The organism is Prolixibacteraceae bacterium, assembly GCA_019720755.1.
Classification (GTDB): Bacteria; Bacteroidota; Bacteroidia; order Bacteroidales; family Prolixibacteraceae; genus Halosquirtibacter; species Halosquirtibacter laminarini.
Genome location: CP081303.1, coordinates 1,168,185 through 1,189,743, shown reverse-complemented (window position 1 = coordinate 1,189,743; position 21,559 = coordinate 1,168,185). Strand labels below are relative to the sequence as shown.

Genomic DNA, 21,559 nt, shown 5'->3' with positions numbered 1-21,559 from the left:
GGTAGAATAATTCTCAAGCAGAAAAAAATAGGGACCTCAAAAGGAAAAAGCAAACACAACATTAAAATACAAACAATCGTATATAAATAGAGAGATCCTGAGTTATACTCGAACCACAAATAAACTTGTAAATATACTCCTACCTATATACAAGTTTCTTAAAACAACACGTGATAAACCACTATTAACAAGAGGAAAAGAATAAAAATAACTTTTTTTTAGATACAATTTAATAAGGACAACAGAAAACAATCCTCATCAAAAACAAAACAAACACAAGACGCTATATATAAACTATTTAACAACATAAAGACCTATATATCCATTATTAACAATTTCATACGATTACTCATTATTTCCTTACAAACAACATCCAATATTCCACTCTCTCCTTAAAACACAACTACAATATTCCCATCATTTTATATATTTGTTAGTTGGGAATAGAAGAAGATTAAGCAACATTTATTAATTTATACACTATATGTTAGATACGATAGAGACGTTTATTAGCCAATTTGATGGCTTTATTACCTTGTACCTATTAATCCCTGTACTTCTTTTTGCAGGACTCTACTTCTCCTTCAAAACACGATTTGTACAATTCACTAATTTCCGTGAAATGTTCAAACTTCTTACTGAAGGAAACAAAGAAAAAGGGGGAATATCATCATTTCAAGCATTCACCATTAGCCTTGCCAGTCGTGTTGGAACAGGAAACCTAGCTGGAGTAGCATTGGCTGTAGCAGCAGGTGGTCCAGGAGCCGTATTCTGGATGTGGCTTATTGCACTACTCGGATCGGCATCTGCCTTCATAGAGAGTACCCTCGCTCAGGTCTACAAAGTGAAAGACAAAGAGTCGGGAGCATTCAAAGGAGGACCAGCATACTATATGCAATATGCTCTAAAAAACAGAAATTTAGGTATCGCCTTTGCCTTCCTTATCACTGTATGCTACGGTTTTGTATTCAATGCAGTACAGTCTGATACCATCTCGGCAGCATTTCACCAATCATTTGATACCAACCCATTACTAATAGGAATCATCTTGGTGGTACTAACAGCAGTCATCATCTTTGGAGGAGTAAAACGAATTGCAAAAGCAACCAATGCCATCGTTCCAGTCATGGCCATCTCCTACATCTTAGTAGTCCTATACATCATTCTGACCAACCTCTCTCTGATACCAAATATCTTCAAAATCATCTTCGAAGGAGCATTTGGAATACATCAAGCAGCAGCAGGCGCATTAGGAGCAGCAGTAACACAAGGAATCAAACGTGGACTATTCTCTAATGAGGCGGGTATGGGATCGGCACCAAATGCTGCTGCAGCAGCCACAGTAAGCCATCCAGCCAAACAAGGATTAATCCAAGCCTTGGGAGTATTCACCGACACCATCGTCATCTGTAGTGCCACAGCCTTTATGATATTGATTTCAGACACCTACACCACCAGTAGTAACAATGGGATACAACTCACACAAGAGGCCATGATTAAGATGATAGGCCCTTGGGGAGGGACCTTTATCTCTGTATGTATATTCCTATTTGCTTTCAGCTCTATTATCGGAAACTACTACTACGGAGAGTCCAACATCAAATTTATTTCAGAGAAGAAAAAATACCTACAACTCTATCGCCTTTTAGTATTAGGGATGGTAATCTTTGGAGCACTAGCTAGCTCTAGTTTGGTATGGAACCTTGCAGATATTTTTATGGTGTTCATGGCACTACTAAACCTATATGCCATCATTCAACTTGCACCTATTGCAGTAAAGGTTCTGAAGAACTATACCCAACAGCGTGCCGAAGGCAAAGACCCTGTCTTTAAAGCCAAAGAGGTAGGACTTGAAAACGAAACAGAGTGTTGGAAATAAAATCCACACGACAAATATCACAACAAAAGCACCACATCCCATGGTGCTTTTGTCATATTAGCTTAAAAATCTAAAGAGCATAACGAGCCAAAATGCGCTGCATATCAATTAGATTCACACTACTATCAAATTCCTCAATAATACTAGGTTCTTTTTCACTACCAATCCAAATACGCAACTCCCCATCAAAATCAAGGTGTCCAGAAGTCTCAATACAGAAACGACTAATAGCCTTATAAGCGACTGTCATCATCTCCTTTTTCTTCCCTGTCAACCCCTGTTTATCGATAATCAACAACCTTTTATTAGTAAAAATGATGGTATCACGGATGAAGCTATAACCAGCAACCAACTCCTCTTGATAAGCCATAAGCTCTTGGTACTCCTCAATTAGATCATCCTGATCCATCTCATCGGCAGTACCCAACAATGTAGAAAATAGTCCCATAATAAATGTTTATTTACTTTTAAGCCAATCATCTATCATATAGAAGATGAAAAATACAGACGATTTAAGTCTATCATAAATATACACAAAGATATATGAAACATCCCCGACAAACATCCTTTCAAACCATATTTCTTCCAATCAAAAGGTAAATATCAACCCGCTATCAAGATAAAGCATCCCTCTATAATAAAAAAGGTTACTGTCTCCAACATCATATGGAAAACAGTAACCTTCAAATCGAAAAGTATTCTATGTCAGTATCGCAGTATATGTACTTTAATAAAAATAAATTATTACTGTGTAAGGGCTCTAAGTTCCATATCGAAAACAATCAGGCTACTACAAACAGGGAATCTATAGCAATCTAAACTGTAGCAATTAAAAACAAAACCCACTGCTTACTATTAAGAAAATAAAATAGATGCTACGATAGTCCAAGCTCCAAAAGCAATTGCGAATAATCCCAATTTTCCTTGTACTGGAGTTAGTTTGGCTAACAATTTAGCCCCTTTCTCTTTGGCTGCTTCATTCTTAGACAGAACCAACTGGCTGATCATTCCATAACCTAATAAGAATCCCAATCCTGCTTCAAGGACATTTCCTGTCATCCAGCTTGCCCACCAGATTGGATAAGAACCCAAAAGACTCATACTTAATACGGCCTGAATGATACCCCAAACACCCCAAACACACGACACCAAACCAATCCATCCTTGATAAGGAGTGATTTTATCCAAAAGTTCTTGTGCATTTGGTTTCTTTGATAAAATTAATGATGGAGCCGCCAGCACTCCTAATAACAACAATGTAATTCCGTAAATCATGATGTGATATATTTATAATGTTAGGTGTTTCTAAAGATTCACACTATGGATCAAAAGCGTTATTTTCTCTCTTCCCATGTGCCTTATTTCTTAATGACATTACAAAGTTGCGCTACCAACACCACACCACCAAAAGCAATTGAAAAGCGTCGGATCTCATTTGATATTCGTAAAAAAAGAGGGATACTCTTTCGAATATACCTCTCATAAAAATGTTTCCTCCAAAAATAGAATACCCAATTACATGATATAAAATCCCTCTTAAGATAGCAATTTCTCAGCAAAAGAGAGTTACGAAACCACACTCTCGGATTGTGCAAGAAGCGCCATCACCTCCGAATACTTACGAACTGAGATACTAGCAACCATTCCCTCTTCCAATTGAATATGGCTCTTCTGAACTTTTCGTACAAACCTCTTATTCACCACAAAAGATTGATGCGTTCTAATAAAACCATAAGGGGAAACCAATTGCTCATAATACTTTAAATGTTTCGAAGCCAAGATCGTGGTATCTTTAGTAGAGATACGAGTATAAGCACCTTCTGACTGCAACATCACAATATCCTTTATCTGAATATAATATATCTGATCAATGGTTTTCACAACCAACTCCTTAGCCTCTTCATCCAGGACTCTGTTTGCTGCTTTAATCCTCTTCCTAGTCTCCTTCTCCTGATCTATCTTCGCAAAAGCCTTCTCGACAGCACCTTTCAACTCACTAGGTTCAATAGGCTTCAACAAATAATCGAGAGCATTCAACTTAATTGCCTCAATAGCATATTGACTATAACCAGTAGTAAAAATGATCTGAGAAGAGCCCACGTCTACCTCTTTTAGCTTCTCCACACTCGTCCCGTCCTCCAACTCAATATCAAGAAAAACCAAGTCAATATCCTGCTTACCTAGATAAGGCTTACATGTTTCGAAAGAGGAGACAATCTTTACAATCTCTAGTTGGGGAAACAACAAGCGCAACATCTTAGTCAGAGCCTGTTGCGCATTGAACTCATCCTCTACAATTATTCCTTTATACATCACTATTTAATGTTAATAAAAACCGTATCTCTGTGCCGATGCCCGCTTCTCCTAGTCCAATATAGAAGCTCTTTTCATCTCCATAACCGGGTAACGTAAGTCGAGACTTCAAGACATCCAAGGCATGCTTCTTTCCATCCGATGAAGAGGGACGATACCCTATCCCATTATCTACTACGACAAACAAAAGCTTCGAACCCTTCTTATCTACCTCGACACGTAAAAGACCCTTCTCCTTCCGTTTTTTCAAACCATGCTCAATGGCATTCTCCACAAGAGGTTGCAATAGCATAGGAGGAACCATTACCGAATCACTCTTCACCTCGTCCCCCACATGAATATGATAATCAAAAAGGTCACCAAAACGAATCTTTTGTGTCTCGATATAATTAACCAATGCATCCAAGTCATCCGATAAAGAGATACTCTCTTTATCGGTAAAGTCGAAGTTTTTACGAATTAAATTAGAAAAACGTGCAATATATCCTGCACTTCTTAGCGGGTCATCATCCAAAAGGCTATTCTGAATTGCGGTGAGAACATTAAAGATAAAATGAGGGTTCATCTGCGATCTTAGTATCGTCAGTTTCAAGTCTTTCTTCTCTTGCTCTTTTTTGTGCATAATACTTTTATGATAGTGAACAAACAACAGCCCGCCTACCAATAACACAATCAAGATCAACAGAAATAAAATCTTTAAACGGTTGTGTCTATTTTCAGCCATCAAACGCAAGTTATGCTCTTTGGTTAAAGCCAAAGCCTTCTCTTTCTCCTTTTTCTTAGAAACAAAGAGATCTCTTTGATTCTTTAGCATCTGCTCGAAATCAGCAGTCTGTTGGTCTCGTATAAGACGTTGAATAGAGTCCAAACGAAAAAGGCTACGATATGCATCTATAGAGTGACCACAATTCAAATCAAAAAGCATCTTCTCGCGAAGAACACGCTCCACTTCCATATAACTTCCTCGCTTACTCTCACTCAACTCCTCAAAATAGCGGTCCGAATCTTCATAATCCTCCATCAAACGACAAACACGAATCAAGTTAGAAAGAGCACTATTCCACACCTTAGGAAACGCTCTTTTTATCTTAGTAGCCTCTTTATAAAAGTCTACAGCTTGCTGCAAATAGTCCATATTATTCGATTCATAATACAAATCTTCATAATTCAACCCAATATTATTATAAGATTGCGAAACCGAAAGACGATCCCCTTTAGTACTACTTAACTCAAGCGATTTCATATTAAACTTTATCGCCTGTTGGTAAAAACTATTATTACGATACAACACCGCCAAATTATTATACAGACGTGACATCTTCACCGTATCTTTCATCGACTCGTAAGAGTGAACCACTCGTTCCAACTGAGACAAAGCTTTTTTAATATCCCCTTGTCTGAAATATAGGTTTGCATAATACTCCTTCACTTTCGTCTGCAACGCAATATCCTGCATCTCCTCCGCACGCTTCTCCACCTGCATCAAAAAAGTAGCTGCTTTTGTAAACTGATGGTCTGCCACATAGGTCACCGACAAGTTTAAAGCCACCTTACAACGCCAGCTATCATTATCTCCCAAAAGTTTCAAAGAACGATTAAATTGATCCACTGCCACCTTAGGTTCATGAAGCAAATCGTGATACAACCCCTTTAAGTTATAGATTCTAGCACGATCAAAATTATTTAAAGAAGAAGTCAACAACAGACTATCTAGCTGCTTAAAAGAGCTCTCCTGGGGATTATTAGAAGATATCTCGTGAAAAATACGATGATACATCTCATCCGAAAACCCATGTGAGCTCCCCACAAAACACTTCAAACAAAACAATAAAACAAGCAATACTCTCTTCATACGAACACAACCCAATTATTTAGTCTAAATCTATAAACCTTACGACTACACTCCTATTATCATAAAGTTTGCAAAGATAAGTAATAGAAATACCGATCAAACAGAAATAAGCACAATCACACGAAGGATATATCCGCAGATTGTGCAGAATCACAAATATTTTACGAAGGACCATACTTCTATAACCTCTCCAATATTCATCTTGAAACAAATAAAAAAGAATCCCTATTGTCCAATATAATGCACAACAGGGATTCCTACTATTATCAAATTCAAATTAATTCAACAACTAATACTTGTTCAATGCGGATTTCAGTGAGGCTACAGCAGCAGCGATGACCCCCGCATCATCCAGAAGACCAACACCAGGCAAGAAGTCAGGGACAGCATCTATAGGGGAAATCGTATAAAGCAGTGCGCCAATAGCTACAGCCTTTGCTGCCCATGCCGCATTTGGATCTTTCACCATCTTCCAAAGTTTCTGAATATCATCCCATATTGCTTTCAATGGACCTCTATTCATTCCACCAAGCTTGGCATTTATCTTTTTTACATCCTCAGGAGATGCCTTTTTACTATACTTATTGAATTGGCTATTGGCTTTACGTTGTTGATCGGCGTTCATATTTTGTTATTTAATTGGTTTATATTATTTGGGATTCTTCTGTTTTTATACGGGCAATAACATCTTAACGAGATAAGTATAATGGCGTTTCTTGAATCCCATAAGATGGTATTCCATGCATCCATTGCTTATTCTAAGACCATTCGTAACCACAAGATGGGCATTCGTAGCAAGCCCCATTATAGAATGCATCTTCTGACTGACACTTAGGACAATCCGTATTAAGTCCAAAACATGAGATAAACCTTACGGTTCTAAAATCAACGACATTTCTTGTTTTCATAAATCTACATTTAGTTTCATTAAATATTTCTTCACATCTCTCTTTTGAGACCAAATTCCCAACACTCATCTTATAGAAAAATCACCGAGTGAACTCTTTCTCTTGAACAAAATGAGAACAGACGAGCCTCTATCAACGCCCTATAGACTTGAAGAGGCGAGAGGAATCAACTGGTCGTTGGTCGCTGAGCGATCGCTCTTTTCTATAAAACTCTTACACATATGCTCCACCACACTACGTAGTGGCTCCAATTGTGCCTTCGGATAAGTAACATATAAAGTTCTAACCACATCTCCTTTTTTAGATAGCACCATTTTTTTGTAGAAAATAAGATCTGTTCCCTTCAGTGTTCCACTCAAAATATAGTATGTATCCTCTGGTCTCATGTAGGTAATCTCATTGTTGGGATCATTAATATCTTCATCATATCTTACAGATAGCGAAAAGTCTGGCATATAGTGTGAAGCGTATACACTTAGATGTATATCCTTGCCATTGGTAAACTTACGACCATCTTTATTTGCAGGAGGCAATCCATCAAAATGCCAAGAAGAAGGGAGCTCTAACTGAAACTTAAATCGCGCATTGTAATATCTGCTGTATTTCATATTTGCCTTGTCATAAGTCTCAGTTCTTCCAGGAGTACTCCATTCACAGCCAATCTTTTTTGACACATTATCATTATCACTTGCATACGTTACCTTTGCAACGATTCCAAACAGAAATAGAGCCACGGCAGCCACAAAAAATCTAGACATTTCTACTTTTTTTTTCATATCTTATTATCTTTATTTAATTCATCAAAAAAAACTTCATTCACATCCTGCAACAAGGCATTTTGTTTCATTATTTTCAGTCTTAACGGATCAGGGAAAAACGAAATAATCCCCCAAAGGAAGAGAGCAACTGTGCATTCAAAACACACCACAAAAAATAATTTTACATTATTTCACAAAAAAAACATACAAACTACACTTAGAACAAAAACACACTCCTTGCATCTCTCCTCAACTTGTAGGATTCTCATCGACCTATTGATCAAACCATTTCTCTAGTTGATACTTCAAATCCTTTATTTTAGATGCGTCTTGTCGATTCAAAGGGTCACTATTTGAGATATCATGCTTCGATGCATAGAGCATCTTTTTCAGCTCTATCTGTTGGCGTTCTAAAGCGCCTGCTTCCGCTTTTGCATCTCTTTCGGCAATCTCTCCCTTCTGCTGTTTCATCTCTTCTATCAAGTGTTTAGACTCATTGGCAGCAACTGTTCCTGACATTATTTTGGCAATCCAAAACTGCACCTTCTCAAAATCCTCAGAAGCCAAAGCTGCTTCAGCACACTTCAAAGCACTACTACTCATTCCCTCTTTGGCTGTTTTAGCAAGGGTCAATGCTTCAGCATAATATTTCGAAGAGGGTAGAATACTATAGATCCACTTCGAAGCACTATCCCATGATCCTGTTGCCATTGCTTGTTTCGCATTCTGCAGTGCCTCTCCATCGATCTCGTCTTCGATCTCGTCTAATAGCTTTCGGCTCTGTTCATAACAGTCAGCCTCTTTAGGGATACCATAGAGCAACCCATTCGCCTCCTGCCATCGATGCTGAGATACTGCCATTTGTGCTTTCGACAAACATTGCTCGGCAACCTCATTCTTCTGCTGCTTATCAATGAACACAATACGCTCTTGTGCTTTCTCATACACTGCACTACACACCTTCGGTATCTCTTCAAGTCTTGCAACCGCGGCCTCATACCTCTTACGGGCAACCAACTGATCCACCTCCTTAAAAACCAAATCGCTATGTTCTTTATAGAAAATGATAATCTTCTGTTTTCCTTCCGCCAAAAAACGTGTAAATATTTCATCATGTCCTTGTATATATTTCAATGCTTGGGTATAAGCCTTGGTCTCATTACGACCAATTCCCTTGTATACCTTTGAGGTAGTAGCATAAAGATTTCCATCCACCCCATCCCCCAAAAGAAACGTAACTTCTACTTTCTGGGCAATACGTGGTGGAGCTGTAGGCAACACCTCTTTATCCAAAACATGAACATTGGCAGTCAACACAAAACGAGAAAAGAGACCACCTCCTCCAACCCCTTGGGCAGTAACAATACCATTTAGCTTACTCCTTAAAAGTCTAGCCACCGAGCGATTATATCCTTTCATATATTGCGAAACCACGGGGGTCACCACGACTCTATCTTGATCCTCTTTTGTCTGGGCATAGATTGCAGACACTCCAAACAGTGCCACCAACATCACACCCAAATAACGAACGCTTCTATCCATCCTATTTACCTCCCAAATAGATCGTTACCTCACCCAAACCTTTGGTCACCACCTTAGAGGGGATATGATAGGGGGCGTTCTTCAAAAACTTGGTTAACCCTCTAACAAAACGTCGTGTATCCATGGCTACTTTACGACCTTTTCTTTCATAATACATAGGGATTCGAACCTGCTCAAATGTCATCATCGATTCCGTAACATCCGTAGTGTTGAATCGACCTTTCACACTATGCTGTTGCATCCAATCCTCAATAACAAAAGAGAGCTCATCGTCTCCAAACTCAGACTCTAAATCTTGCCCCCAATCACTCCAGGTGCGTACATGAATATTCACTTCACGACCATTTTCAAAGAGATCCCCAAAATAGTCTTGTAAACGGTGGCAGTAACCATCAATCTTCGAATTTACCGCCTCCTCTATAAGTATAGGTAGAGAGGAGTTCATAGAGGGAGCACCTGTACCTGTAGCCGTAGCCACCTGTTTGTTCGTATAAGAGTTCAACCCTTGTATATTAAACGTCACAGACTTCTTTGGTCCTGTAGTATTCACTGTCCAAGTCACCTGCATCAAGATATCCGCCTTGGCCACCTTCTTTAATGCATCAATAGGGCTCTCCATCATCTCAGCTCCTGTCTCTTTCGACTGTATCATCATCTCCTCAGCATGCTGTTGTTTCAAGCTCTTCAGAACACTCTCCATATTTTTTAAAGGAAAACCTCTATCGGCCATCAAACCATTAAGAGTACTAACCACCAGTAGTAGGTTTGGGCTCTCTTGAAAGGCTCGTTCATAATCAGGAATACGCATCTCGCTTCCCTGATTATCAAAATTCAACATAAACCCATGCTGTGCACACCATGCATCGCTTGGGACCACCATAATAGTAGGTTTCTTCGCTTGCCCCAACACCACACTTCCCATACTACAGAGAGCGACACACAAACAAAATAAATATCTCATATCAAACACATTACATTAAAAACCATCCGTTAAAGACTTCACCACACCATGGGCCTCCATATATTTACGTAAGGCATCTTTACGAACCGAAACGACCACTCCCACTTTATATCTCTTCCGTCCTAACTTCATAACCTTTGGAGGTGCCACACTTCCATCATTGCTCCTCGTCACAAACTGCATATAGTCCCCTTCATCCTTAAAGAAGTTGTCTAAAAACTTTTTTTTATTCTTCTCTGAAGGCATCTCTCGGATAATAGGTTCTTGTGGGGTAATACGTAGCCCTTTATCATTCTTTCCAGGATACCCCTTGAAAAGGATTCCATGAACTGCATTCTTTTTCGATTGCTCTATCGCAATATCAGGGTGGTTAGAGTAGCTCCACACCTCCACAAGATAGTTTCCTACCACCCCTTCTGCCACAGCATTTAATTCATACACATACGCAGTTCTCTCTTTCGCGGCTCTCTTTCTAGCTCTTCTTTTCGATTGACACACCCCTGTCGTGATAGATATCGAAAGAAGAATCATTCCCATTAGTAAGAATCGTTGTCTCATCTATTTTGAAATTATAGATACAGGGAACCATCCACTCCCTATCTAGAAAATAAGATGGCCCTGTACAATACAATATTTGACCCTACTTAATCTGCTTCAATAGCATTCCAGGATAAAATTTCTTTCCTCCTTTGAAGTAAGTTGCATCTAGTTCTTCTTTATTCTCTGCCAACTGGTATCTGTTATCCCATATCTTACTCTTGTTCAAAGAAATGGTTCCTTTCACTTTATAGTGCACCTTACCTGTCGCCTCATCCACAATCTGCTCTAGTACTTGAAACTTCTCTTTTCCTGTCAAACCCTCTTTCATTCCAATCTTTGCAGTACAAGGTTTTACAGTCAACAGTGGTGTCATCACTTGGAATGCATCATACTCTTTCTGTAATTTCGCATAAATCTTGTCAATATTACGCACCGTAGCCAACTGGATTGTCTCCTCTTTAGAGCGATCTTTCAACGAAAAAGTCACCAAACTACTTACATAAGTATTTCCAACATACTTCATCGAGAATAGATTTGAGTGATCAAAAGCAGCCTTTTTCTCTGCAGAAAGATTCGATCCATCCATCCAATATTTTGAATAGAAAGTCTGGGCAACCTCTTCATTCCAATTCAACTGATACAGATAAGAAACAGTCCACACACTGTAGCCCTCCTTCATCTTATTGAAAGCAGCTTCTGCAGCCATCAATGCACTCTTCTTAGCGATAGGATTCGTAATCTTCGCAGCCTTCGTCTTTGCAGCAGCATAAGCAACGGCAGCAATGGTACTATTCTCCACAAAATTCATCTTCGAAACCACAAGGAATGTTTTTGGAATCAGGTTCTCCCCTGCATCTTGCAATGCTGCCACTCCTCTAGCACTATTTTCAGCCACAGCCTTCTCTAGTATCGTTGCATTATAAAGACCTCTCTCTGACACCAAATTCACATCGAAAGCACCATTAGCCTGTCGATCAAACCATTTAGCCACCATCTTCTTCGCCACATCCTCTTTCTTTAAGAAAGCTTCAATAGTAGGAATATCGTTCTTTCTATCAGGGAATACCAAATCCACTGGTTCCTTCGACACCCCCTTATCCCCTTTAGCCACGTTAAATTGTGTAGGATCGATAGAAGAGATCCCGATATTGTGATTGTTATACTTCTCGGGAAATGGTGCTTCAGAAAAATCCTTTACCACCAAGGCTTTGTTCTTAAAATTCGATGTCTCTAGCAACATCACAGCCAATGAACTTCTCTCATACTTACCAGTAACCTCTTTATTCTTTGCCGACACAGACAGGCTACCAAGCAATGTCACCCCTACTAAGATTCCGTTTTTCAAATTCATCATTTGATCTTTTTTGTTTTAATTATTACGCTTATTGTTACACCTCACGACTCCATAGAATCATGACTATTTCTTTTTCTTTCCTCCCTCTTTACCTTTAGACCCCTTGGCTAAAGTCCCTACACAACTCCCAAGCCCAGCACCTGCAGCAGCAGATCTAAAAGCATGGTAATATTGTGAACTCTCTACAGCACCACACCCTGCAATTTCATAGGATTGCAACCCTAAAATGGTTGAGATAAACTCTTCTACTGTCTTGTTTAAAAAGTACGCGAACCTTGTCATATCAATCGTGATTTTCGAAAGATCTCTTTATGTACCCATCCGAGGTTTTCGTATTATCATTGCATCTTCCACAGATAAGCTTCCGATGGGAAAGAGTGAACAATAGACATTGCGCAATCTCTTTGGCCCCGCTCCATGTAATATTCATAAGCAATACGAACGATGGTATAAATGGCTTTTCCATCTCTTTTCAGAGGAGGATTGCAGTAGATATTTATCGCTCCAATCAACTGTTGAATATCTTTAGGATAGTCAGCTCCTTGGGATGTTTCAAATACGATTTTCACCATCTCTTCTAGAGTCATGAGAAATCATTTATTTGTTAAACTCGATCACAAAAGTCGCTGATTAACAAAAGAATAAAGATCTTGTTCAGGGCTGAACAAATTGGTATAACTCAGATATTTTGGCGAGCAGGAAGCCCTATTTTCACAGAAAAAAAAGCACAAAAAAAGGGAGATAGATTTCAAAAAATCTATCTCCCTTATCCCGATAAATCAGGATTTAGAATATGGAGTATCGTAAGTTTCCCTTACGCTTTGGCTTTATAATCTAAGAGTAACTCTCCCTCTTTAGAGGTAATATGAAGCCATTTGTTGGCACTACTTGTTTTCAATGAATGCACCTCTCCCAAAGAGAACTTCCTTCGAAAGTATAACGACTCATCCTCTAAAGAGAGAACCATCGGATTATAATAAACCTGAAGTCCCTTCTCTTTGGTCACAAACTTCTCAAAACGTCCCCCATTCAAAAACTTATTACACAAAGAAAAGATATAGTTCTCCTTCTCTTCTGCTGTACGCAACACCAAGCTGAAATAGCCTCCATCATAACTATTGGAGACCTCCCTATCTTCCTGCACTAAAAAAGGATATCCATTCTTCCCATTAAAAAGAATAAAAGCCACCTGCGAAGCATCATAGTATTTGTCTTTCAAGACACGACGACCCAACCTCTCAGAACTATACTCCTCCTGGTCTAAACCCTCAGATAGCTTGGTATAACTACGCTTTACATTATTAACAAGCAAATGAGCCACCCCTTGGTTGTTACACAGCACCATATCTTTCTTGACATATCTACGAAGCCCAATGATACGATCGATTCTCGCTGGCAATTCAGAATACCTCTCTGTAAATTGGTAAGAAGGAAGAATCCACTGGTTCATCTGAAATTGAAATAGAGCGTGTAGCTCATTCAAATAGTTAAAAAATATCACAGAGGTATAAGGACCATCCTCAGCACTCACATCATAATAAAGCTTACCATCATCCTGACAGTAGATCTTTATCGTCATCTTATAGTGAGGCAACTTACAGGCAATCCCCTCTTTGAACAACACCACCCCATCAAGACGAGCCCAAAAATCATGGAAAGTATACTGAATGTCATATATAATAGACTCCCAAGGAGCATCTTTTAAGTCCCAACAAACCATCAAACGCTCCGTTTGTTCAGCGCAAGATAACGTTTCAGACACCTCCTCAAACTGTTTCTCTTGCTCATAATAACAAAGATCAAAATAGCCTTGAACCAATCCTAAACAATTCTCCTCTTCGCTCTCCCCAAACAGAGGATCAGGCAACGAATCCATACAGTTTCCATAAAGGGAAAGCACTTCCAACATAGGATAATAGTTTGTTAGGTTGTATAAAGTTTTATGATCAAAAGTGATTTTGTTATTACACATATCCAAACGCTCCATATGGGGAACTTCTCTTTTCATATCCTTTTCAGGGATGATCATCTCCTCTGTTCCACAACTCCTATAAAGTAGATTGATCAAATTGGTCGGTAGAGAAGTGAGATCCAAAGAAGGAACATACGTCTCCTCAATTAATAGAGACTCTAAGGTTTCTAACGAAGAAAGTCCTTCAATAGACTCTAGATAACAAGTATCAAAATACAAATTTTCTAAAGAGAGACTATCTAAGTGGAGATCAAGGATGGAGTTTGCAAAATAGCCACTCAAAGATAGCACTTTAAGATTCTTGGGAAGCGTATCAAAATGAATCCGAATAGGATATGATAGAGACAACGACTCTAAAGAGTCAAGCTGTCCAAGAAGGACCACATCCTCATCAGAGAATGCATATTTGCTCACATTCAACTCCTTTAAATTCGTCATCGGTTGTAATCGTCTTAAAAAAGAGGTAATGCCAGTATCAAACGTAAGTTTTTCATATTCTGTTAATGAAGCTAACATACTTCTATTAAGATGTTGTCCATCTTCTAAATTCTCTAAATATCGTGCCATAAGTGCACTATCCTGAATCCGATCATATAACATAGAGACCTCAGGACAACGACTCATAATCTGCTGATTAAAAAAACCACTCTCTAATAAAAGAGCACTAAAACCTTGGGGCATCCGATCTAGATCGATACAGTCCAGATCCATATCTATGATATCAAGACTCTCGCAATGATAATGCGAGAGAGAAAGTTCAGAGATATCCGATACTTCCATCAAGATTTTCTTTTCATTGACATCTACCACACAGATCTTATCCGGATCATCGATGGGCAATTCTCGAGAAAAACCTAAAAGGATTTGCGACACAAAAGACAACTCTTCATCCTCTTCAGATAGCTCTTCAACATATAGATTTAGGTGTATTTTTTTACAAATGGCAATCTCTTCGACTTCAATAAAGGCACTCATAAGCTAAGGGAAAAAAACATTTTTTATTTATAAGATAGCAATATGTTAATCACTATTCTATGAAATTAGACAAACACCCCATATTATAGAGGTAATTATAATTTCAAATATAACATAAAGAATGTTTACTTTCACTAAACAGATCTCACAAAAGCATTACTTATAAATAAGAAAACAGAAACATCCCCCTCAAATGAAACGGCATTCATAACAACTCTATAAAACGTTGTTTTGCAAGGACACAGAACGGACATTTAATCCCAAATCAGTTGTTTTTCCCACAAGTGTTCAGTATATATAGGTGTTCATTGACAATGAACACCTATATATACTGAACACTTATAGATTTATCTCATGTACAAAAACTTGAATTATGTCGATAATACGAATTTGAAGAAAACAACGAATTACTACGACTACAAATAGGGTATTAATAATCGATGCATCAACACCTGGGAGATAGGAAGCTCCTGCTTCCGTCTGTTTCTTCTATATATGGGATACAGTCTATATTTCACAAAGTTTCGTATAATTTAAAAGCCCTTCGACAAGCTCAGGGACCACCTGACAAAGGATAAAGAGGAGTTATCATAAATATTCATGACACGAAAGTATAGACACGAAAAAAGGGAAATCTCTGAGAGATTCCCCTTTTTAGTATGATTGTAAAGAAGTAGGATTACTTGATTACGAACATTACGTCTCCTTTAGATACGCTATCTCCAGACTCAACTTTGATCTCTTCGATAGTACCTGCAGCAGGAGCTGCGATGTTGTTCATCATTTTCATCGCTTCCAATACAAGAACAGTCTCACCAGCTTCCACAGTATCACCTACTGATTTTTTCACTTCTGTGATAAGTCCAGGAATTGGAGCAGTCATTGCGCCGTCAGCAGACAATTCAACAACATCCTCTTTCTTCTCTTTCTTTTTACGCTGTCCACCTTTAGCGTTTTTGTCAGCTACCTCAACAACGAATTTCTCGCCATCCACGTAAACTTCCAACTCGCGCATATTCTCAGGCTTATCATCGCTACCTTTGTCAGTAAGTTTTCCACCCAATGCTTTCTCAACAAGCTCTGCATCATGCTTCACTTGCTCCATTGTGCGAGGCTTCACTTCCTCTGGCATCTCTTCCAAACCGTACTTCCACTTCAAGAAGCGTTTTCCAGTTACAGGGTAAAGAGCACACAATACTTCGTCATCGATATCTTTTGCAAGATCTTTGAACTTATCTTTCACACCTGGCATCTCATCCTCAAGGATCGAACCTGGACGTACAGTGATAGGCTCTTCTCCACGTGGGTATCCAGCCAATGCTTTCTTCTGTACTTCTGGGTTGATAGGCTTGGTAGTTTTACCATAAAGACCGAAACAAAGGTCTTTCACCTGCTCAGTGATCGATGCATACTCGCCTTGCTCTTTGTCGAACAATACGTTGTTTACAGTTTGGATACCTACGATCTGGCTTGTTGGAGTTACCAATGGAATGTCTCCAAGATCCTTACGTACTTTAGGTAGTTGTTCGAATACATCATCCAACTTCTCTAGTGCATCCATTGCTTTCAACTGGTTCACCAAGTTAGAAAGCATTCCACCTGGAGTCTGGTGCATGATAACATCAGTATCGATGATAGCATACTTAGGACTGTTATCCAAGTGACGATATTTAGGGATATACTCTTCCATCTTCTTACCAATCTTAGAAAGGTGAGAAAGATCGAATCCTGTATCACGGCTTGTTCCGTAAAGAGATACAACTAGAGGCTCCACAGCAGCGTGAGAAGTACGGTACGCATAAGGTGCCATACAAGTATCCACGATATCTACACCAGCTTCAATTGCTTTGAAGATAGTAAGATCACCCATACCTGAAGTAAAGTGAGTGTGAAGACTGATAGGAGTTTCAGAGATCTTTTTGATTTCAGTAATCAAGTTATAAGCATCATAAGGAGCCATCAAACCTGCCATATCTTTCAAACAGATTGAATCCACACCAAATGCATCCAACTCTCTTACTTTTCCTAGGTAGTAGTCCATGTTATAAACATCACCACCTAGACGCTTCTCGTTCAAAGTATAACAAACAGTTCCTTGGAAGTGCTTACCATTGTCTTTGATTACTTGAGCAGCAGTCTCGAAGTTACGGTAATCGTTCAATGCATCAAAACAACGGAAAATATCCATTCCGTTATCAATAGCACGCTGAACGAAAGCTCTCACTACATCATCCGCATAGTTACGATATCCTACTACGTTTTGACCACGTAGCAACATTGAGAATGGCGTTTTAGTAATGTGCTTCTTCAAGACACGCAGACGCTCCCATGGATCTTCACCCAAGAAACGGTGCATCGTATCAAAAGTAGCACCACCCCATGTTTCGATAGCGTTAAAACCAACTTCATCCAACATCTCAGCGACTGGAATCATGTCTTCTGTACGACCACGAGTTGCAAATAGTGATTGGTGTCCATCTCTCAAAGAAACATCATTTACTTTGATGGGATTCGATGCTTTTGGACGATCTGCATCGTAATTCATTTGGGCCATTTCTAGAACCCCATGTTTATCGAATTGCATATCAATTTTTTATCTTAGGAATCGAGTTGCCCCGACTACGTAAATTAAAACTAAAATGGTGGAAGGTTACGAAACACGACCTGGACGCAATAGGCGACCACGACGTTGTGTCAACTCTCTACCGTTAATTATCGCTCTCTTACTTGAATTAACCCAAAGATTATCCTTTTTCACTTGGCTATTTTCTGCCTCCTCTTGCAAAATAAAAGAGACTGCAGCCATAGCAGCTTTTAACTTTTTTGCTTTATCTGCCATTTCAAGTAAAATATATTAGTGAGGAATGTTACCGTGCTTCTTAGGAGGCAACGCTTCGCTCTTAGTTGAAAGAATCTCTAGAGCATCAACAAGGCGCATACGCGTCTCTGATGGAAGGATAACATCATCGATATAACCACGTTTAGCAGCCTCAAATGGTGTATTAAATTTATCCTCATACTGTTTGATCTTCTCTGCACGCATTGCATCTTGATCCTCTGCACCAGCGATCGCTTTACGGTAAGTAGAGATAACCTCTACAGCACCTTTAGCACCCATCACTGCAATCTCAGCAGTTGGCCAAGCCAATACCATATCTGTTCCTAGGTGTTTCGAACTCATTGCAATATATGAACCACCGTAGTCTTTACGTGTTACTACAGTCAACTTAGGCACAGTAGCCTCAGCATAACTCCATAACAACTTCGCGCCATGACGGATAATACCATCCCACTCTTGCTGTACTCCAGGAAGATAACCAGGAACATCAACGAAAGTAATGATAGGAAGATTGTACGCATCACAAGTACGAACGAAACGACTAATCTTATCTGAAGCATTGATATCCAAACATCCTGCAGAAACAGCAGGTTGGTTTGCGATAATACCTACAGAACGATTATTCAATCGAGCAAAACCTACAATAGCATTTGTAGCATAGTACTTCTGTACCTCGAAGAACTCTCCATTATCTACAACCTCTTCCACTACATCCTTCATGTCGTAAGCCATACGAGCATCATCAGGAATGATAGTATCCAATGAAGGACATAGACGTGCTGGATCATCACCCATTTCAACGACAGGAGCATCCTCCATGTTGTTATTTGGTAGATACTCAAGCAACTCTTTTACTTGATCCAATGTCTCCTCTTCAGAATCACAAGCGAAGTGAGCGTTACCACTCTTCTCGTTGTGTACCATTGCACCACCAAGTTCTTCAAATGTAGACTCCTCTCCTGTTACGGTCTTAATCACGTAAGGAGAAGTAATAAACATGTGACTTTGCTTCTTTACCATAAAGATAAAGTCGGTCATTGCAGGAGAATAAACGGCTCCACCAGCACAAGGCCCCATAATAGCAGAAATCTGAGGAATTACCCCAGAAGCACGTGAATTACGGAAAAAGATATCTCCATATCCTTTCAATGCATCCACACTCTCTTCTACACGAGCTCCACCCGAGTCACATAATCCAACTACAGGAACTCCTGATTTCATTGCTAGATCCATTACCTTACAGATCTTAGCTGCGTGCATTTCCCCCAAAGATCCTCCACGAGAAGTGAAGTCTTGAGAAAAAACAAATACAGGACGTCCATTAACAAGACCATGACCTGTAATTACACCATCAGATGGGATTTCTACTTTATCGATACCGAAATTTGTAGATCTATGTTGAACAAACATGTCCAACTCACGGAAAGTACCTTCATCAAAAAAGTAATCGACTCTTTCACGAGCACTCATTTTACCTTTTTCATGTTGTTTTGCAATGCGAGCTTCGCCACCCATTGCACGTACTTTCTCTCTTCTTTCTTTTAATAACTCAATTTTCTCAACAACTTTCATGTCTCAGAGATTAAGTTGTCTGCTTCTCACTTATCAGAAAAACAAGCTTTGATGAATACTAATTTTATTTATCACTTTTTCACCGTCTAAACAATGAAAAAAATTAATCTTAAAACATGAGATTTCTCAATCTTATGTTTTAAACTGTTCCCCAGAACAATGGTTAAATGTTATTGTTAACTAGGTTTCGTACCGAGGAACAAATGTAACAAAATTAGAAAGAAAGGACACGGAATAATGAATATAATATCAAAAAAAGTCTCGTTTCAATTCCCCTAATTTACTTCTTGTTTAATTAAAATAAAGGCTATTGATAAGCTTAGATGCCCCCACATCATTTACAAACTCACCCTATTCGCAGCCAATACAAAATAAGCAAACCCTTATCAACAACACAAGCCAAAGATTATGTTACACAACACAGTTTCTCTCTTTAAAACATCAACACAAACCACTAGCAATCAATTAAAAAAATATATTTCATAACACTTAAAACAAAAACCTATACTATATGATAATCAGATTAAACCTCCGACCAAATATTTAAGGATCATATAAAAAGAGTACTCTTGTCACAATAAATAAAACCACAAAAGAGGCAATTTCAAACACAAAATATATTAAAAGAGAGAGAGAGGAGGAGGTGATCAAAGCGATGAACGGAACCATAAATATAGAATGATTTTAAAGAAGCAAAAGGCATTCAAATACGATCATTAAACAGCCCAAAAGAAGCAGTATACAAAAAAAACTACCAATAGTCATTCGATAACATAAAATCAGACCAATCGACTACAACCATCCCCTATCTGGATCAAACAACAATAGTATCATGTAATGATTTTGAGATACACTTCATCGGGACTGTCTCTCAATAAAACTTTCTCCGATCCTAAATGACATCAAGATTCCATATGGTTGAGAGTCCCTTACACTACGTTTCAGTTACATTTCCTTTACCCTTTGGTTACTCTAGGGGTAACCAAAGGGTAAAGGAAGGGTAACCAAAGGGTATCGGAAGTACGAATGAAAGTACAACCAGGTGAACTACAATATATCTCTCCTATTGGATTAGTCAATGAGACAAAAGGGGCAAAATATTAGAGATAGTTTTTGATCTATTTTCATGGAGGATGAAGAGACTCCATGAAAATAGTCATTCAAATTGTGAAATTATGATATCAATCACAAGAAAATTTAATATAATTTAAGTAGAATATAGAGGTAAAATGAAGAGTCTCTTACCATTAATAGAGAGAAAAATAGCTAAAGATAGCTAAAATGCTTGTAGTGAAATAAAAAGAGCGGTTATTCTACGAATGTAGAATAACCGCTCTTCGACAAATTTTCAAAAGATTCTAATTACTTTGTAAGATCAGAAACTCCTTTTTCGATTTGCGTCTTCATATTCTTTGCCTGTGGGCTATCTGGATAGATAGACAAAGACTTCTCACAGATAGGAAGTGCAACTTCGTAAAGCTTTTTAGCTTCTTGCTCTGCCTTCTTGTACTGAGGCTCATTTGTTTTGAATGTACCAGCAGCTACCGCTTCGTTTGCTTTTGTAAGCACTTTAATAGCCTGTGAATAAGAACCATTTGCCTGAATCAAATAGTGTTTTGACAAAGACTTCTTAATTGAAAGACTATTAGGATACTTTGCCAATCCTTTTTCAAGAATGGATACATAGTTATCCATATCTTTCTGTTTCTTGTAACAGTACGACATATAACGACATGCTTTCTCCCCTTTGTAACCTTGGTCGAAGCACATAGTAAAGTATTTTATTGACTTGTTATAGTTCTTGGTCTTATAACCACAAATACCCATGTTATAAACCGTCTTCAAGTCTTCTCCGATAAATTTAGCATCGGCAGCGTATGCTTTTTCGTAACTCTCTAAAGCCAAAGGATAATTCTTAGCTCTTAAAGCATCATTACCACTATTCTTAAGTTTGGCAGCCTCTTGAGCATGCAAGGTCATCGCACTTACTAAAAGACAAAATACAGCTAATAATCTCTTCATAAAACACTAAATTTTAATTATTCAATTTCGTTTTCATAGTATTCAGATTCAAAAATAGAACTTTTCAACGAA

The 21,559-nt window shown here is 38.6% G+C and carries 19 protein-coding genes; 1 reads left to right on the top strand and 18 read right to left on the bottom strand.

Annotated elements, in window-relative coordinates:
* Positions 1 to 484: 484 nt before the first annotated feature.
* On the top strand, positions 485 to 1,879 hold the full coding sequence (locus tag K4L44_05000; GenBank protein ID QZE15194.1) for an alanine:cation symporter family protein: 1,395 nt from the start codon (positions 485 to 487) through the stop codon (positions 1,877 to 1,879).
* Between the two features lie 70 nt (positions 1,880 to 1,949).
* On the opposite strand, the gene K4L44_04995 is transcribed toward K4L44_05000, so the two are convergent.
* The 18 genes from K4L44_04995 to K4L44_04910 all read right to left on the bottom strand — a co-directional run bounded on the left by K4L44_04995 (position 1,950) and on the right by K4L44_04910 (position 21,487).
* Positions 1,950 to 2,327, bottom strand: coding sequence for a PH domain-containing protein (locus K4L44_04995; protein QZE15193.1), 378 nt, complete (start codon positions 2,325 to 2,327; stop codon positions 1,950 to 1,952).
* Positions 2,328 to 2,734: 407 nt separating this feature from the next.
* The gene (locus tag K4L44_04990) at positions 2,735 to 3,154 is read right to left on the bottom strand and encodes a hypothetical protein (protein QZE15192.1); all 420 of its coding nucleotides are present in this window, start codon (positions 3,152 to 3,154) and stop codon (positions 2,735 to 2,737) included.
* Positions 3,155 to 3,445: 291 nt separating this feature from the next.
* Positions 3,446 to 4,192, bottom strand: coding sequence for a LytTR family DNA-binding domain-containing protein (locus K4L44_04985; protein ID QZE15191.1), 747 nt, complete (start codon positions 4,190 to 4,192; stop codon positions 3,446 to 3,448).
* Positions 4,185 to 6,044 carry a histidine kinase gene (locus tag K4L44_04980; protein QZE15190.1) on the bottom strand — a complete coding sequence of 620 codons (1,860 nt, stop codon included), beginning with the start codon at positions 6,042 to 6,044 and terminating at the stop codon, positions 4,185 to 4,187. Before K4L44_04980 ends, K4L44_04985 begins: the two co-directional genes overlap by 8 nt.
* A gap of 289 nt (positions 6,045 to 6,333) precedes the next feature.
* Positions 6,334 to 6,669 (bottom strand): DUF1232 domain-containing protein, encoded by a 336-nt coding sequence (locus K4L44_04975; protein ID QZE15189.1) that lies wholly within the window; start codon positions 6,667 to 6,669, stop codon positions 6,334 to 6,336.
* A 133-nt stretch (positions 6,670 to 6,802) separates the two neighbouring features.
* Complete coding sequence (locus K4L44_04970) at positions 6,803 to 6,952, bottom strand: hypothetical protein (GenBank protein ID QZE15188.1); 150 nt, start codon at positions 6,950 to 6,952, stop codon at positions 6,803 to 6,805.
* A 140-nt stretch (positions 6,953 to 7,092) separates the two neighbouring features.
* On the bottom strand, positions 7,093 to 7,728 hold the full coding sequence (locus tag K4L44_04965) for a hypothetical protein (protein QZE15187.1): 636 nt from the start codon (positions 7,726 to 7,728) through the stop codon (positions 7,093 to 7,095).
* Positions 7,729 to 7,983: 255 nt separating this feature from the next.
* Positions 7,984 to 9,252 carry a hypothetical protein gene (locus K4L44_04960; protein ID QZE15186.1) on the bottom strand — a complete coding sequence of 423 codons (1,269 nt, stop codon included), beginning with the start codon at positions 9,250 to 9,252 and terminating at the stop codon, positions 7,984 to 7,986.
* Position 9,253: 1 nt separating this feature from the next.
* Positions 9,254 to 10,213: a hypothetical protein gene (locus K4L44_04955; protein QZE15185.1), complete on the bottom strand. Its 960-nt coding sequence runs from the start codon at positions 10,211 to 10,213 to the stop codon at positions 9,254 to 9,256.
* Between the two features lie 15 nt (positions 10,214 to 10,228).
* The gene (locus K4L44_04950) at positions 10,229 to 10,771 is read right to left on the bottom strand and encodes a hypothetical protein (protein QZE15184.1); all 543 of its coding nucleotides are present in this window, start codon (positions 10,769 to 10,771) and stop codon (positions 10,229 to 10,231) included.
* A gap of 82 nt (positions 10,772 to 10,853) precedes the next feature.
* Entirely contained in the window at positions 10,854 to 12,107 is a 1,254-nt protein-coding gene (locus K4L44_04945; protein ID QZE15183.1) for a hypothetical protein, read from the bottom strand.
* 63 nt (positions 12,108 to 12,170) lie between these two features.
* Positions 12,171 to 12,389 carry a hypothetical protein gene (locus tag K4L44_04940; GenBank protein QZE15182.1) on the bottom strand — a complete coding sequence of 73 codons (219 nt, stop codon included), beginning with the start codon at positions 12,387 to 12,389 and terminating at the stop codon, positions 12,171 to 12,173.
* A 56-nt stretch (positions 12,390 to 12,445) separates the two neighbouring features.
* Entirely contained in the window at positions 12,446 to 12,694 is a 249-nt protein-coding gene (locus tag K4L44_04935; protein ID QZE15181.1) for a hypothetical protein, read from the bottom strand.
* Between the two features lie 227 nt (positions 12,695 to 12,921).
* Positions 12,922 to 15,054, bottom strand: coding sequence for a hypothetical protein (locus K4L44_04930; GenBank protein ID QZE15180.1), 2,133 nt, complete (start codon positions 15,052 to 15,054; stop codon positions 12,922 to 12,924).
* Positions 15,055 to 15,733: 679 nt separating this feature from the next.
* A complete protein-coding gene (locus tag K4L44_04925; GenBank protein QZE15179.1) occupies positions 15,734 to 17,638 on the bottom strand; it encodes a pyruvate carboxylase subunit B in 1,905 nt (634 codons plus the stop codon).
* 66 nt (positions 17,639 to 17,704) lie between these two features.
* Positions 17,705 to 17,893, bottom strand: a complete 189-nt coding sequence (locus tag K4L44_04920) for a hypothetical protein (protein ID QZE15178.1) — start codon at positions 17,891 to 17,893, stop codon at positions 17,705 to 17,707.
* A gap of 15 nt (positions 17,894 to 17,908) precedes the next feature.
* Entirely contained in the window at positions 17,909 to 19,465 is a 1,557-nt protein-coding gene (locus tag K4L44_04915) for a methylmalonyl-CoA carboxyltransferase (protein ID QZE15177.1), read from the bottom strand.
* A gap of 1,362 nt (positions 19,466 to 20,827) precedes the next feature.
* Positions 20,828 to 21,487 carry a hypothetical protein gene (locus tag K4L44_04910; GenBank protein QZE15176.1) on the bottom strand — a complete coding sequence of 220 codons (660 nt, stop codon included), beginning with the start codon at positions 21,485 to 21,487 and terminating at the stop codon, positions 20,828 to 20,830.
* Positions 21,488 to 21,559: the final 72 nt, after the last annotated feature.

Excerpts from the sequence above, each read along its gene's own strand:
- K4L44_05000 (QZE15194.1), top strand. The coding sequence starts at position 485 with ATGTTAGATACGATAGAGACGTTTATTAGCCAATTTGATGGCTTTATT.
- K4L44_04995 (QZE15193.1), bottom strand. The coding sequence starts at position 2,327 with ATGGGACTATTTTCTACATTGTTGGGTACTGCCGATGAGATGGATCAG.
- K4L44_04990 (QZE15192.1), bottom strand. The coding sequence starts at position 3,154 with ATGATTTACGGAATTACATTGTTGTTATTAGGAGTGCTGGCGGCTCCA.
- K4L44_04985 (QZE15191.1), bottom strand. The coding sequence starts at position 4,192 with ATGTATAAAGGAATAATTGTAGAGGATGAGTTCAATGCGCAACAGGCT.
- K4L44_04980 (QZE15190.1), bottom strand. The coding sequence starts at position 6,044 with ATGAAGAGAGTATTGCTTGTTTTATTGTTTTGTTTGAAGTGTTTTGTG.
- K4L44_04975 (QZE15189.1), bottom strand. The coding sequence starts at position 6,669 with ATGAACGCCGATCAACAACGTAAAGCCAATAGCCAATTCAATAAGTAT.
- K4L44_04970 (QZE15188.1), bottom strand. The coding sequence starts at position 6,952 with ATGAAAACAAGAAATGTCGTTGATTTTAGAACCGTAAGGTTTATCTCA.
- K4L44_04965 (QZE15187.1), bottom strand. The coding sequence starts at position 7,728 with ATGAAAAAAAAAGTAGAAATGTCTAGATTTTTTGTGGCTGCCGTGGCT.
- K4L44_04960 (QZE15186.1), bottom strand. The coding sequence starts at position 9,252 with ATGGATAGAAGCGTTCGTTATTTGGGTGTGATGTTGGTGGCACTGTTT.
- K4L44_04955 (QZE15185.1), bottom strand. The coding sequence starts at position 10,213 with ATGAGATATTTATTTTGTTTGTGTGTCGCTCTCTGTAGTATGGGAAGT.
- K4L44_04950 (QZE15184.1), bottom strand. The coding sequence starts at position 10,771 with ATGAGACAACGATTCTTACTAATGGGAATGATTCTTCTTTCGATATCT.
- K4L44_04945 (QZE15183.1), bottom strand. The coding sequence starts at position 12,107 with ATGATGAATTTGAAAAACGGAATCTTAGTAGGGGTGACATTGCTTGGT.
- K4L44_04940 (QZE15182.1), bottom strand. The coding sequence starts at position 12,389 with ATGACAAGGTTCGCGTACTTTTTAAACAAGACAGTAGAAGAGTTTATC.
- K4L44_04935 (QZE15181.1), bottom strand. The coding sequence starts at position 12,694 with ATGACTCTAGAAGAGATGGTGAAAATCGTATTTGAAACATCCCAAGGA.
- K4L44_04930 (QZE15180.1), bottom strand. The coding sequence starts at position 15,054 with ATGAGTGCCTTTATTGAAGTCGAAGAGATTGCCATTTGTAAAAAAATA.
- K4L44_04925 (QZE15179.1), bottom strand. The coding sequence starts at position 17,638 with ATGCAATTCGATAAACATGGGGTTCTAGAAATGGCCCAAATGAATTAC.
- K4L44_04920 (QZE15178.1), bottom strand. The coding sequence starts at position 17,893 with ATGGCAGATAAAGCAAAAAAGTTAAAAGCTGCTATGGCTGCAGTCTCT.
- K4L44_04915 (QZE15177.1), bottom strand. The coding sequence starts at position 19,465 with ATGAAAGTTGTTGAGAAAATTGAGTTATTAAAAGAAAGAAGAGAGAAA.
- K4L44_04910 (QZE15176.1), bottom strand. The coding sequence starts at position 21,487 with ATGAAGAGATTATTAGCTGTATTTTGTCTTTTAGTAAGTGCGATGACC.